At 69.3% G+C, this 13,152-nt stretch carries 13 protein-coding genes; 9 read left to right on the forward strand and 4 right to left on the reverse strand.

The annotated features are described in order from the left end of the window. The first annotated feature begins 3 nt into the window (after positions 1 to 3). From H4281_RS23160 to H4281_RS23190, 7 genes are all read left to right on the forward strand, one after another. A complete protein-coding gene (locus H4281_RS23160; RefSeq protein ID WP_182893003.1) occupies positions 4 to 1,602 on the forward strand; it encodes a protein kinase family protein in 1,599 nt (532 codons plus the stop codon). 31 nt (positions 1,603 to 1,633) lie between these two features. After that, positions 1,634 to 2,299, forward strand: a complete 666-nt coding sequence (gene sigM, locus H4281_RS23165; RefSeq protein ID WP_043831404.1) for an RNA polymerase sigma factor SigM — start codon at positions 1,634 to 1,636, stop codon at positions 2,297 to 2,299. Beyond that, on the forward strand, positions 2,296 to 3,093 hold the full coding sequence (locus H4281_RS23170) for an RsmA family anti-sigma factor (RefSeq protein WP_182893004.1): 798 nt from the start codon (positions 2,296 to 2,298) through the stop codon (positions 3,091 to 3,093). The genes sigM and H4281_RS23170 overlap by 4 nt, the downstream gene beginning before the upstream one ends. A 94-nt stretch (positions 3,094 to 3,187) precedes the next feature. After that, positions 3,188 to 4,180 (forward strand): thioredoxin-disulfide reductase, encoded by a 993-nt coding sequence (trxB, locus tag H4281_RS23175; protein ID WP_182893005.1) that lies wholly within the window; start codon positions 3,188 to 3,190, stop codon positions 4,178 to 4,180. Between the two features lie 28 nt (positions 4,181 to 4,208). Continuing rightward, on the forward strand, positions 4,209 to 4,532 hold the full coding sequence (gene trxA / locus H4281_RS23180) for a thioredoxin (RefSeq protein WP_067578295.1): 324 nt from the start codon (positions 4,209 to 4,211) through the stop codon (positions 4,530 to 4,532). 267 nt (positions 4,533 to 4,799) lie between these two features. Continuing rightward, a complete protein-coding gene (locus H4281_RS23185) occupies positions 4,800 to 5,948 on the forward strand; it encodes an N-acetylmuramoyl-L-alanine amidase (RefSeq protein ID WP_037809125.1) in 1,149 nt (382 codons plus the stop codon). A gap of 554 nt (positions 5,949 to 6,502) precedes the next feature. Then, the gene (locus H4281_RS23190; protein WP_182893006.1) at positions 6,503 to 6,643 is read left to right on the forward strand and encodes a hypothetical protein; all 141 of its coding nucleotides are present in this window, start codon (positions 6,503 to 6,505) and stop codon (positions 6,641 to 6,643) included. Between the two features lie 69 nt (positions 6,644 to 6,712). On the opposite strand, the gene H4281_RS23195 is transcribed toward H4281_RS23190, so the two are convergent. Further along, the gene (locus tag H4281_RS23195; RefSeq protein WP_182893007.1) at positions 6,713 to 7,357 is read right to left on the reverse strand and encodes a GNAT family N-acetyltransferase; all 645 of its coding nucleotides are present in this window, start codon (positions 7,355 to 7,357) and stop codon (positions 6,713 to 6,715) included. Between the two features lie 181 nt (positions 7,358 to 7,538). Here H4281_RS23195 and H4281_RS23200 point away from each other — a divergent pair, with 181 nt between their 5' ends. Together H4281_RS23200 and H4281_RS23205 are read left to right on the forward strand one after the other, a co-directional pair. Beyond that, entirely contained in the window at positions 7,539 to 8,858 is a 1,320-nt protein-coding gene (locus tag H4281_RS23200; RefSeq protein WP_182893008.1) for an aminotransferase-like domain-containing protein, read from the forward strand. Between the two features lie 30 nt (positions 8,859 to 8,888). Next, the gene (locus H4281_RS23205; protein ID WP_009085339.1) at positions 8,889 to 9,839 is read left to right on the forward strand and encodes a D-alanine--D-alanine ligase family protein; all 951 of its coding nucleotides are present in this window, start codon (positions 8,889 to 8,891) and stop codon (positions 9,837 to 9,839) included. Positions 9,840 to 9,970: 131 nt separating this feature from the next. Here H4281_RS23205 and H4281_RS23210 read toward each other — a convergent pair whose 3' ends face one another. The 3 genes from H4281_RS23210 to rsmG all read right to left on the reverse strand — a co-directional run bounded on the left by H4281_RS23210 (position 9,971) and on the right by rsmG (position 12,674). Continuing rightward, complete coding sequence (locus tag H4281_RS23210) at positions 9,971 to 10,987, reverse strand: ParB/RepB/Spo0J family partition protein (protein WP_182893009.1); 1,017 nt, start codon at positions 10,985 to 10,987, stop codon at positions 9,971 to 9,973. Continuing rightward, on the reverse strand, positions 10,984 to 11,907 hold the full coding sequence (locus H4281_RS23215) for a ParA family protein (protein ID WP_304504531.1): 924 nt from the start codon (positions 11,905 to 11,907) through the stop codon (positions 10,984 to 10,986). The genes H4281_RS23210 and H4281_RS23215 overlap by 4 nt, the downstream gene beginning before the upstream one ends. Positions 11,908 to 11,993: 86 nt before the next feature. Then, entirely contained in the window at positions 11,994 to 12,674 is a 681-nt protein-coding gene (rsmG, locus tag H4281_RS23220) for a 16S rRNA (guanine(527)-N(7))-methyltransferase RsmG (protein ID WP_182893010.1), read from the reverse strand. Positions 12,675 to 13,152 lie beyond the last annotated feature (478 nt).

The raw sequence follows: 13,152 nt of genomic DNA on the forward strand, positions 1-13,152 counted from the left end.
AGCGTGGACACGAGACGAAGCGAGCAGGCGGGGGACGCCGCGGGCATTCGCGCCCGGGGCGGATCGCTCGCGCCCGGACGCGTCGTAGGGGACGGCCGGTATCGCCTGCTTGCCCAGTTCGGGGTAGACGAGCGGGCCGCCGCGCACCTCTGGCGCGCGCGGGACGGGCAGCTCAAACGGGACGTCGCACTGACACTGCTGGTCGGCGATCCGGCCGATCCGGAAGCGGCGCGGCAGGCGCGGCGCACCCTGGAACGGGCGGCGCACGCGTCGAAGTTCGGGCACGGCGGCGTCGCCCGGGTGCTGGACGTGCTCAGCCTCGGCAGTGGGGTCACCTCCAGCGAGGGGCTGCTCGGCGTCGTGGTGGCGGAGTGGACCAAGGGCAGCGACCTGGTGGACCTGGTCGCGCAGCGCCCGGTGGCCCCCGCCGCCGCCGCGCGGATGGTGCAGGCGCTCGCCGAAGCCGTCGACCACGCCCACCAGAACGGTCTCGTCCTCGGCCTCGACCACCCGCAACGACTGCGGCTCACGCCGGGCGGCGCGCTCAAGCTCGCCTTCCCCGGCCCGCTGCCGGAAGCCACTCTCCGCGACGACGTCAAGGCGCTCGGCGCGGTTTTGTATCTGCTGCTCACCGGACGCTGGGCGCTGCCCGGCGGTCCGCCCGCGATCCCCGCGGCCCCGCTCACGCCGCAGGGGCACGTCGTGCCGCCGCGGTCGCTGGTGCCCGCGGTGCCGCCGGAGCTGTCGTCGCTGGCCGTGCGCACCATCGAGGACGGCGGCAGCGGCGGGATCCGCACCAGTTCGGCCATTCTTCGCGTGCTCGGCCAGGTCGCCGAGCAGGAGGAACGCACCCAGCTGATCAACGCGGTCGGCAAGGACGAGGCGGCCGCGGAGACCGACGGCACGATCTGGACCACGAAGAAGCCGGTGAAGGACGTCGCTCGACGGCGGAAGCTGGCCTTCGGCGTCACCGTGCTGGTGGTCGCCACCGTGGTGATCCTCGCGTGGGGCGGGCTGATGCTGATCAACCTGTTCCAGGGTGACGGCAAACCGACCGGTCCCGCGATCAACGTCGCGGCGCCGCCGAGTTCGGCCCCGGCCAAACCGGGCAACCAGGCCCCGCCGCCGGCGAACCAGCCGCCCGCGGGCCCGAAGGTCGGCGACCCGGTGGCCCCGAAGTCGGCGACGCTCTACAACCCGGAAGGCTCCGGCGACAACGCGGGCCGGGCGAAGAACACGATCGACGGCGATCCGGGCACGGTCTGGAAGACCGACCAGTACCAGCAGCAGCTGCCCGCGCTGAAGCCCGGCGTCGGCATCGCGGTCTCGTTCGACAATCCGGTGAACCTCGCGCAGGTGAAGATCAGCGCGGACAGCCCGGGAACGAAGGTCGAGATCCGGTCGGCGGACAGCAAGAATCCGCAGCTCGACGACACCAAGGTGGTCGGAAGCGGCGACTTGAACGGACCGGACACCACGATCACCCTCCAGCAGCCGACGCAAAGCCAGTACTTCATCGTCTGGATCACCCAGCTGGGCGACAACGGCGGCAACGGCTTCCTGAGCCAGATCGGAGAGCTGAGCTTCCTGCCTGCGGCGTGAGCTGCGAGCACGACTCAGTAGGCTCTGCCGGGTGACGGCTGCAGCTCCCACGGATGCGGATCTGATCGCGGCGCACGCCGCGGGCGATCCGCATGCGTTCAGTGAACTGGTCCGGCGGCATCGAGACCGCATGTGGGCGGTAGCGCTGCGCACGCTGCGCGATCCGGAAGAGGCGGCGGACGCGCTGCAGGAGGCGTTCATCTCGGCCTTCCGCGCGGCGGGCAAGTTCCGCGCGGAGTCGCAGGTCACGACGTGGCTGCACCGGATCGTGGTGAACGCGTGCCTCGACCGGATCCGGCGAAAGCAGGCCCGGCCGACCGTGCCGCTGCCCGAGACCGGCGAGTACAACGAACCGGCCGCGCCCGGCGATTCGATGGCGGAGAAGGAAACCAGCCTGCTGGTCCGCAAGGCGCTCGACGAGCTGCCCGAAGACCAGCGCGCGCCGATCCTGCTCGTCGACGTCGAGGGCTATTCGGTGGCCGAGACCGCGAAGATGCTCGGGATCGCGGAGGGCACGGTCAAGAGCCGGTGCGCGCGCGGGCGGGGAAAACTCGCGAAGGTTCTCGGGCATCTGCGGAACCCGGACGGGGGTGGCGACGTCCCAACTAACGAAAGCAAACGCAAGCACGCCACTTCGGAGGGGTCCCGGAGTGCCGGGCGAGCCCAGCGCTCGCCGGGGAACGGGGAGGGACGATGACGGACGAGAGCCGGGGGGCAGGCGGAACCATCGGACCGCCCTGGTCTGTCGACCTGCTCGCCGACCTCCATGCCGGGGTCCTCGACGACCAGGAGGCGGCCGAACTGTGGCCGCGGGTGAACGCGGATCCGGAGGCGCGCGCGATCATCGAGGCCCTCGAGGCGACCACCGCCGACCTGTCCGCGCTCGCCGCGGAACCGGCCCCGCCGATGCCCGCCGAGTTCGCGGCCAGGCTCGACGCCGCGCTCGCCGCGGAGTCGGCGGCCCGGCAGGAGGCGACGTTTCCGGCGGCCGCACCGGAGGCCGCTGAGCAGCCGGTCGCGCCGGTGGTGGACCTGTCGGCGGCGCGGAAACGGCGGAACCGGCAGCTCGGCTGGGGCGCGGGGATCCTGACCGCCGCCGCGGCCGCCGCGGTAGCGATCACGCTGACTGTTCCCGGTGCGACCAAGACGGACACGTCCGGCGTCGCCGCGCCCGCGCCGTCCGCGGTCGGCGGTCCGACCGTCGGCAGCGACGGCAGCGGTGCGGAAGCGCTGCTGGGCGGGGGTCTCGGCGTGCGGAACTACGGCCCGTTGCAGGACTCGAAACGCTTCGACGCGTGCGTCGCCGCGGCCGGCATGGACCCGGCGGTGCGGCCGGAAGGCGTGCGGCCGGTGACCGTCGAGGGCAAGCCGGGCGTGGTGGCGATTTACACCACCGGCAAGCTCGCGCAGTTCCGGCTGGTCGCGTTCGGCGCGGACTGCGGGCCGGGGAACCCGGACAAGCTGTTCGACAAGGTGGTCGGCAAGAAGTAGCGCCTGGACGTAGCGGGCGTCACCGCCGGGAACACCTCCACCTACGATCGTGTTGAGCCTGGAGCACAGGTCATGACGAGCGGAGGGTTGACGGGTGGCTGCCGAGGAAATCAGGAACCTGATCGTCGTCGGGTCGGGTCCTGCCGGTTACACCGCAGCGGTCTACGCGGCGCGCGCACAGCTCGAACCGCTGGTGTTCGAAGGCACGCAGTTCGGCGGTGCGCTGATGACGACCACCGAGGTCGAGAACTTCCCGGGCTTCCGCGACGGGATCCAGGGCCCGGACCTGATGGAGGAGATGCGCAAGCAGGCCGAGCGCTTCGGCGCGGAGCTGCGCGCGGAGGACGTCGAGTCGCTTGAGCTGACCGGCGACGTGAAGTACGTCGTCGCGAACGGCAAGCGTTACGCCGCGCGTGCCGTCGTGCTGGCCATGGGCGCCGCCGCGCGGTACCTGAAGGTGCCGGGCGAGCAGGAACTGCTCGGCCGCGGCGTGTCCGCCTGCGCGACCTGTGACGGTTTCTTCTTCCGCGACCACGACATCGCGGTCGCGGGCGGCGGCGACTCGGCGATGGAGGAGGCGACCTTCCTGACGAAGTTCGCCAAGTCCGTGACGATCGTGCACCGCCGCGACGAGTTCCGGGCGTCGAAGATCATGCTCGAGCGCGCTCGCGCGAACGAGAAGATCAAGTGGCAGCTGAACTCGCAGATCACCGGGGTCGAGGGCGACGGGACGGTGTCCGGCCTGAAGGTGCGCGACACGCAGTCCGGCGAGGAGAAGACGCTCGACGTGACCGGGTTCTTCGTCGCGATCGGCCACGATCCGCGCAGCGAGCTGGTGCGCGGCCAGGTGGACGTGGACGAGGACGGCTACGTGCTCACCCAGGGCCGCACGTCGTACACGAACCTGCCCGGCGTGTTCGCCGCTGGCGACCTGGTGGACCGCACTTACCGGCAGGCGATCACCGCGGCCGGTTCCGGCTGCAGCGCGGCGATCGACGCGGAACGATGGCTCGCGGAGCACGGCGAGGCCGAGGCGAACGAAGCACCGGAACTGGTCGGCGGCGGCTACGGCGCCGGCGAGCACTGACTTTTCCACCGAGTTGAAGGAGCAAGCGATGTCCGAACCCGTGAAGGTGACCGACAAGTCGTTCGTGGACGACGTCCTGACCAGCGAGAAGCCCGTTCTCGTCGATTTCTGGGCGACCTGGTGCGGGCCGTGCAAGATGGTCGCCCCGGTGCTCGAGGAGATCGCGAAGGAAAACGGCGACAAGATCAAGGTCGCCAAGCTCGACATCGACGAGAACCCGAACACGGCGCGTGACTACCAGGTGATGTCGATTCCGACGCTGATCCTGTTCCAGGGCGGCAAGCCGGTGAAGCAGATCGTGGGCGCGAAGCCGAAGGCCGCGCTGCTGTCCGATCTCGCCGACGTGCTCTGAGCGGTCCACCTGCTGAGAACCCGGGCCAGCGGCGATCGACTCGCCGGTCCGGGTTCTCGCATGTTCGGGAACCACCCGCACGGGGGTGTGCGCGCAGGTGCACTCGGCGTGTCCGCGGCGGGGCGGCGCCCCCGCCGGTGGCGCACCGACCGGGCCTGCGTCCTTACCGAGAGTTCACAGGGCACAATAGGTGCCTGGGTACACCCCTACCCGGGTTTCTGTTTCGCATCGAGCCGGTTTCGGTGCCTGAGGAAGAGCGAGGAGTGCATGCGGGTACTCCGCCGCGGTGACGCCGGTCCCGACGTCGCCGAGATCAGGTCGATCCTTGCCGGGATGGATCTGCTCCCGCCGGTGGCGGGGACCGAGCGGTACAACACGTTCGACGTCGCGGTGGAGCAGGCCGTGCGCGCGTTCCAGCAGCGCCGCGGGCTCATCACCGACGGGGTAGTGGGCCCGGCGACGTATCAGGCGCTCAAGGGCGCCAGCTATCACCTCGGGAGCCGCCCGCTCCAGTACCTTTTGTCGTCGCCGGTGCACGGCGACGACGTTTTCACTCTTCAGGAGCGGCTCACCGAACTGGGCTTCGACGCGGGCCGCCCGGACGGCTATTTCGGTCCGCAGACCGAGCGCGCCCTGCGCACGTTCCAGCGCGACATGCGGCTGACGTCGGACGGCATTTGCGGCCCGGCCACCATCCGCGAACTGCACCGCCTGTCTTCGCCGCGCGCCCGCGGCGGCCGCCCGGTTTTCCTGCGCGAGCAGGAGCAGGTGCGCCAGGCGGGCCCGCGGCTGCGCGGCAAGCGCATCGTGATCGACCCGGGCCACGGCGGCGAAGACCTCGGTGTCGTCGCGGGCGGCCTGCGCGAGGCGGACATCGCCTGGGATCTGGCGCGGCGGCTCGAAGGCCGGATGCAGGCCACCGGCATGGAGGCCCTGATCAGCCGGGGCCCGAACCACAGCCCGACGGATTTCGAACGCGCCCGCTTCGCCAATGACGCCGGCGCGGACCTGTTCCTGTCGCTGCACAGCGACGGCAACCCGTCGCCGCGCGCACAGGGCGTCGCGAGCTTCCACTTCGGCACCGGCAACGGCACGACGTCCACCGTCGGCGAACTGCTGGCCGGCTTTATCCAGCGCGAGGTCGCGGCCCGTACCGGCTTGCTGGACTGCCGCACGCACTACAAGACGTGGGAGATCTTCACTCGCACCCGCTGCCCAGCGGTCCGCGTGGAAATCGGCTACCTGACGAACCCGGACGACGCCGCGCGCCTAGGTGACCCCGCCTTCCGCGACGTCGTGGCCGAAGGCATCCTCATCGCCGTCAAGCGCCTCTACCTCCTCGGCGAAGGCGACCAGCCCACCGGCACCTTCACCTTCGCCGACGTCCTGGCCCACGAACTGGCCAAGGCCGAATAGCTTCCCCCTCTATCCGTCCTCCCGAGCTCCACCCTGATTCGCCCCCCCAGCCCTTTCGCGCGCATACCGCCCCAGGGCCCCACTCAGCGCGCCCCGACGCGCCACCGCTCTCTCAGCCCCGCGTTTACCCGTGCTGACCCGCACTCACCTGCGCCACTCACTACCCACAGTCACAACCGGCCGCCTCCCCCTTCCCCCCGACTCCAGCCCCACCCCCACCTGCCGCCAACCGCTCCCGCAACACCAAACAACCGGAGCAACCACACCGCTTAACCGGCGCCACAAGAACTTGCGCCCCACTGCCACAACACCCACCACACCTGGGGGCAGCCCCCACCCTTCCCGGGGGGCGTCCCCAGATCCATTCTATCCATCCACAGCTTTTCCACGGCCTCTATCTGCAATCTGTGGATAACTTGGGGACTCTTCCACAGTTGTGCACAGGTACCGGGAGTGGGTGTTTTCCGAGCGAATCGGAGGTGGTATGGGGCTCGTCAAGCATCCGCCAAGGACATCCGAGTCGGTGGCGAAGAGGCGCCGGCTGACCTCGGGTGATGCGGTTCGGGCGGCTGCACCCCGAGGCCGACGAGGGCGGATTGCGGAGCGCCCAGAGCAAGCGAGACCTGGTGGCTGCCGCGGCGGTCAGCACGGAGAGTGACCAGGCGACCGGGGAGTGGCAGAGCACGGCGGACTAGCCAGGCGGGTCGTTCAGGGTGGGTGCCAGCAAGGTCATTCTGGCTGACCCGGTGCGCAGGCGGCTGCGGTCAGGCGCGGCCGAGGCTCGGTTCAGCGGTCGTGATCGTCACTTGGCCCAGCAGACGTTCGAGCGCGGCTTCGACGTCTTCCTTCCAGGTGATCGCGGAACGCAGTTCCAGGCGCAGCCGCGGGTACTTCGGGTGCGGACGCACCGTCTTGAAGCCCACGCTCTGCAGGAACGCCGCGGGCAGCACGCACGAGTGCTGGCCCAGCGGGTCCTCGTCGTCCGGACTGGCGTCGCCGAAGGACTCGATCGCGCGGACGCCGCGTTTGGTCAGGTCCTTCGCCACGGCCTGCACCAACATCCGGCCGAGGCCGCCGCCGCGGAATTCCGGCAGCACCTGGAAAGCGGTGAGCAGGACGGCGTCGGCGCTCGGCGGCGACGTCGGGAAAGCGAGCGAGCGGGGCACCGCGTTCGGCGGGGCGTAAAGCACGAACCCGACCGGCAGCGTGTCGCTGTAGACGATGCGGCCGCAGGAACCCCATTCCAGCAGCACGCTGGACACCCAGGCTTCCTTCTCGACCTCGGTGGAGCCGTACTCCTCGGCCTGCGCCTTCAGATGTGGCGCGAGCTCCCAGTACACGCACTGCCGGCAGCTCTTCGGCAGGTGCTCGAGGTTGTCCAGGGTGACGCCCACCACGCGACGTGACACCTGAAACCTCCCTGAACCCCGCAACTCCGGCCTCAGCGCCCGCAAGAGCGCAGGCAGCACCGGAAGAACCACCCCGAGGATAGGCCGATGTGACAAGCGCCGGAAGAGCGGGGAGCCGGAAGAGGCCGCGGTTACACTCGATGGATCTACCAGCAGGTACCACCGAGCCCTCAGGTGTCCGATGACCGAGAACCGCCCCGCCAAGCCGCAGACCGGCCGCCACAATCTCGACCCGCACCTCGACCGGTACGCAGCACGTACCGCCGGGATGACCGCATCCGAGATCCGCGCGCTTTTCGCAGTGGCAAGCCGGCCGGAGGTCGTCTCGCTCGCCGGCGGCATGCCGAACCTCGCCGCGCTGCCGCTCGACACCCTCTCGGCTCAGGTCGGCGAGATCATCGCCGAGGAGGGGCTCGTCGCCCTGCAGTACGGGTCCGCGCACGGGATTCCCGCGCTGCGTGACCAGATCTGCGAAATCATGGCTCTCGAGGGCATCAAGGCGCACCCTGACGACGTCGTGGTCACCGTCGGTTCCCAGATGGGCCTGGACATGGTGACCCGGCTCTTCTGCGACCCGGGTGACGTCGTGATCGCCGAAGGCCCGTCGTACGTCGGCGCGCTCGGCTCGTTCTCCGCCTACCAGGCGAACGTCGTGCACGTCGCGATGGACGAGCATGGCCTCGTGCCCGAAGGGTTGCGAGAAGCCTTGCACCAAGCCGAAAAGGCCGGGCAGCGGGTCAAATTCCTTTACACGATCCCGAATTTCCACAACCCGGCCGGCGTGACGCTGTCGGTGCAGCGGCGTCCGGAGATCGTCGAGATCTGCCGCGAACACGGCGTCCTGATCATCGAGGACAACCCGTACGGCCTGCTCGGTTTCGACGGACAGACCTACCCGGCGTTGCGCTCGCTCGACCCGGACAACGTCGTGTACCTCGGCTCGTTCTCGAAGACGTTCGCCTCCGGGCTGCGCGTCGGCTGGGTGCTCGCGCCGCACGCGGTGCGCGAAAAGCTTGTGCTGGCAGCGGAATCCGCGACGCTGTGCCCGCCGACCTTCAACCAGATGATCGTCTCGCGCTATCTCGCGACGCACGATTGGAAGGGCCAGATCAAGAAGTTCCGGGAGAACTACCGCGAACGCCGCGACGCGATGTTGTCGGCGCTGCAACAGTATCTGCCGCCCGGCTGCTCCTGGACCAACCCCGACGGCGGCTTCTACGTGTGGGTCACCGTGCCGGAAGGCGTTGACACCAAAGCGATGTTGCCGCGCGCGGTCACCGCTCGGGTCGCGTACGCGTCCGGCACCGGTTTCTACGCCGACGGTTTCGGCTCCCGCCAGATGCGGTTGTCGTACTGCTATCCGACGCCGGAACGCATCCGCGAGGGCGTGCGCCGGCTCGCCGCGGTGCTCGAGTCCGAAATGGACCTCAGCCGCACCTTCGGTAGCGTGAAGGCGCGCACCATCCCGGGGCCCGAGACCCCGTCTCCGGACACGGTCTGACCGGCCCAGCAACACTAAGGAGTTCCCACGGTGGTCGACCGTACCGTTGCCGTGCTCGCCGGCGGGCTTTCCCACGAACGCGACGTTTCGCTCCGCTCCGGGCGCAGGCTTTCCGCCGCGCTGCGGGCCGAGGGCCTCACGGTGGAGGAGTGGGATACCGACGCCGGTCTGCTGGAACGGCTGCGCACGCAGCGTCCGGACGCGGTTGTCGTTGCCTTGCACGGCGGCGAGGGCGAGAACGGCTCGGTGCAAACCGTGCTGGAGATGCTCGATGTGCCGTTCGTCGGCACCCACTCGCAGGGCTGCCGCCGTGCTTGGGACAAGCCGACCGCGAAAGCGTTCGTGCAGCAGGCCGGGTTCTCGACGCCGGACTGGATTGTGTTGCCGCACAGCACTTTCCGTGAGCTGGGTGCGCAGTCGGTGCTCGACGCGATGGTCGAGCGGCTCGGCCTGCCGCTGATCCTCAAGCCGGATCAGGGCGGATCGGCGCTCGGCACGCAGGTGGTCCGGGAAGCTGCGGAGCTGCCCGCGGCGATGGTCGGCTGCTTCGCCTATGGCGACACCGTGCTCGCGGAACGGTTCGTGGACGGCGTTGAAGTGGCCGTCACGGTCATCGAAGGGGAGAACGGGGCTGAGGCCCTGCCCGCGGTCGAGATCGTGCCGGAGAGCGGCGTCTACGACTACACCGCGCGCTACACCGCGGGTCTCACCGACTTCTTCACCCCGGCCCGGATTTCCGACGAGGCCGCGAAGGCGGTCAGCGAACTCGCCGTCGGTGCGCACCGGTGGCTCGGGCTGCGCGACATCTCGCGCACCGACGCGGTGATCACGCCGGACGGGGGAGTCCACTTCCTCGAAGTGAACCTCTCGCCGGGTCTCACCGAAACGTCGACGGTGCCGATGGCGGTCGAGGCCGCCGGCACGACGCTCGGTTCAGTTTTCGCGGACCTCGTCGCGCGCGCCGTCGCTCGCGCGAACTAAAACCAGGCGGACGGGGGCGGGCGGCGGACTGCCGCCCTTCCCCGCGCCGGTCGATTTCGGCGGCCACTCCGGGTGACCATGGCCGCCTCGATCCGCAATCATCACCGTGACGAAACGCCCCTGGGTGATCCCTAATCGGTTTCGTCGCTCTGATTCGCCGATTTTTCCCCGGAATTCGCGTCGATGATCCCGACGATCCGCTCAAGATCGTCAACCGACCCGAACTCGAGAACGATGCGCCCCTTGCGCCGTCCCAGGTCGACCTTCACCCGGGTGTCGAACCGATCGGACAGCCGGTTCGCCAGTTCCTGCAATCCGGGTGCCTGAATCGGCTTGCGGGGAGCGGCCTTCGGCTTCGCCGGCTTCTCGCTCTTCTTCAGCGTGACGGCTTCCTCGGTGGCGCGCACCGACATGCCCTCCGCGACGATCCGCGCCGCCAGTTCTTCCTGGCTTTCCGGATCCTCCAACGACAGCAGCGCCCGCGCGTGCCCGGCGGACAGGACACCGGCGGCCACTCGCCGCTGCACGGGGAGGGGCAGTTTGAGCAATCGGATGGTGTTCGTGATGACCGGGCGGCTACGGCCAATGCGCCCGGCGAGCTCCTCGTGCGTCACCGCGAACTCGTCGAGCAGCTGCTGATAAGCCGCCGCCTCTTCGAGCGGGTTCAGCTGCACGCGGTGGATGTTCTCCAGCAGCGCGTCGCGCAGCATCGACTCGTCGGCGGTCTGCCGCACGATCGCAGGGATCGCCTCGAGTTCCGCCTGCTGCGAGGCGCGCAGCCGGCGCTCGCCCATGACGAGTTCGTACTCGTCATCGCCGAGTTCGCGGACGACGATCGGCTGCATGAGCCCGAACTCGCGGATCGAATGCTCGAGTTCGGCGAGTGCTTCCTCGTCGAAAACCTGGCGAGGCTGCTTAGGGTTCGGCTTGACCGAGCTGACCGGGATCTCGCGGTACACCGCGCCGGCGACCTCGCCACCCGCGACCTGCTGGCCCGCCGCGCCGTTCGCCGCGAACCAGCCCTTGTCCTCGCGTACTGCTTTCTCCGCGGGCGTGGCGGTCTCGGTCGCGGCCGGAGGAGGCGTCGCCGGTCCGGTCGGGATCAGGGCCGCCAGTCCGCGGCCGAGCCCTCCTCTGCGCTCAGTCATGTGGTGCTGCTCCTCTCGTTCACACCCCGCTCGGCGATCTCCTTCGCCGCGTCGAGATAGCTCATGGCACCACGTGAACCGGGGTCGTAAGCAAGGACGGTCTGGCCGTAGCCAGGCGCCTCGGACACCTTCACGCTGCGCGGGATGACGGTCTTCAGCACCGTGTCGCCGAAGTGGTTCCGGACCTCGTTGGTCACCTGGTCGGCCAATTTGGTGCGACCGTCGTACATGGTGAGCAGAATCGTCGACACGCTGAGTTCGCGGTTGAGGTGCTGCTGCACGAGTTCGATGTTGCTGAGGAGCTGCCCGAGACCTTCGAGTGCGTAGTACTCGCACTGGATCGGGATGAGCACTTCCTGCGCCGCCACCATCGCGTTGACGGTGAGGAGACCGAGCGACGGCGGGCAGTCGATGAAGACGTAGTCGACACCGATCTCGTCAAGCGCCCCAGACGACAGCGCCTCCTTGAGCCGCGTCTCGCGGTTCGCCATGGAGACGAGTTCGATCTCAGCACCGGCGAGGTCGATCGTCGCGGGCACGCAGTAGAGGTTGGGGGACTGCTCGCTCTGCTGTGCGGCTTCGGCGATCGAGACCTCGCCGATGAGCACCTCGTAGATCGAGGGCGTCCCGGAGCGGTGGTCGATGTCGAGCGCGGTGCTGGCGTTGCCCTGCGGGTCGAGGTCGATCACCAATGTTTTCAGCCCGTGCACGGCGAGCGCCGCAGCCAGGTTGACGGTGCTCGTCGTCTTGCCGACCCCGCCCTTCTGGTTGGCGACGGTGAGCACCCGGCGGCGAGAGGGCCGGGGGAGCACCCCTTCCTTGGGGTGGAGCACGCTCGCGGCACGAACGGCTTCTTCAGCGATCGGCGTCCAGCCCATCTCCTGGCTGGCCTCCGCGGAGTCGGACGGCGGGGGATTCACCGGTCTCGACACCTCCTCCTGGTAGACGATTCGGGGGCGTTCACACCGCGATGTTTCACGTGGAACGGCGCGGCTGTTGTCGTTCGCTAGCTCCGTCTGCCGCGTGGCCGGGTCGGCTTCGGCGGCAGGCGACGGATCAGGACCACCGTGCTGGGGACTTCGAGTACTGCCTTCCCGCATTCCGCGACCTGTGGTTCGGCACCGCCGGCCTTGCGCACCGCGTCGCGGTCACGGGAGATCTCTTCGGCGGCGCTGGCGCCTTTGAGGGCAACCAGTCGGCCTTCGGGACGAACCAGGGGAAGGCACCAGCCCGCGAGCCGAGCAAGAGGGGCGACCGCGCGGGCGGTGACGACGTCTGCGCCACTCAGCTGCTCGCGTACGGACCGCTCCTCGGCGCGTCCACGGACGATGGTGATCGGGAGTTCCAGCTTCTCGGCGACCTCGGCCAACCAGTCAACCCGGCGAGCCATGGGTTCCAAGAGCACGATATCGAGGTCCGGTCGAGCGATCGCCAGCGGTACTCCCGGAAGCCCCGCACCCGACCCGACGTCGACCACGCGCGCCCCAGACGGGATCTGCTCGCCGATCACCGCGGAGTTCAGCACGTGCCGCTCCCACAGTCGCTCGACTTCACGCGGTCCGATCAACCCTCGCTCGACCCCATGAGTCGCCAGCAGCTCCACGTACCCGGCGGCTTGCTCGACGCGCTCCCCGAACACCTCCACCGCTGCGGTCCGGACCGTCCCGGTGGCGCCGTCCAAGCTCACTACTCCCACTCCTCGCTCCGCGCGTTTCACGTGAAACGCGCTCGATTGATTGTCCCTGATGCCGACGCCAAATCGAGCCGACAGACCGCAACTGTGGACAACTCCACTCGAGTCGCCGAGCGATCCACAGGTCGTTTCACGTGAAACGCGCCTGGGCGAGGTGGGGCGGCGAGTTTCACGTGAAACGCCACGCTTGTAATTCGCTCCGCTGGAGTGCGAGGGAGAGACCTCCGGCTGACGACGCGCGTGCCCTTCCGCACGCGACCACGAACGCACACCGGCCCGCGTCGCAGCCACGATCCAGCTGGCGATGATCCGAATCGTCGCCGGCTGCCTCGCCGACGGGTGCTACGACGGGCTGGGCCGCGCAGGAGCCGCAGGGGAGCGGCGAGCTGCGGGCAAGTCGAACGAGCGCGGCTGCTCGGCTCGGCTCGGCTCGGCTCGGCTCGGCTCGGCTCGGCTCGGCTCGGCTCGGCTC

This window comes from Amycolatopsis dendrobii (genome assembly GCF_014145675.1).
In the GTDB taxonomy this organism is placed as follows: domain Bacteria; phylum Actinomycetota; class Actinomycetes; order Mycobacteriales; family Pseudonocardiaceae; genus Amycolatopsis; species Amycolatopsis dendrobii.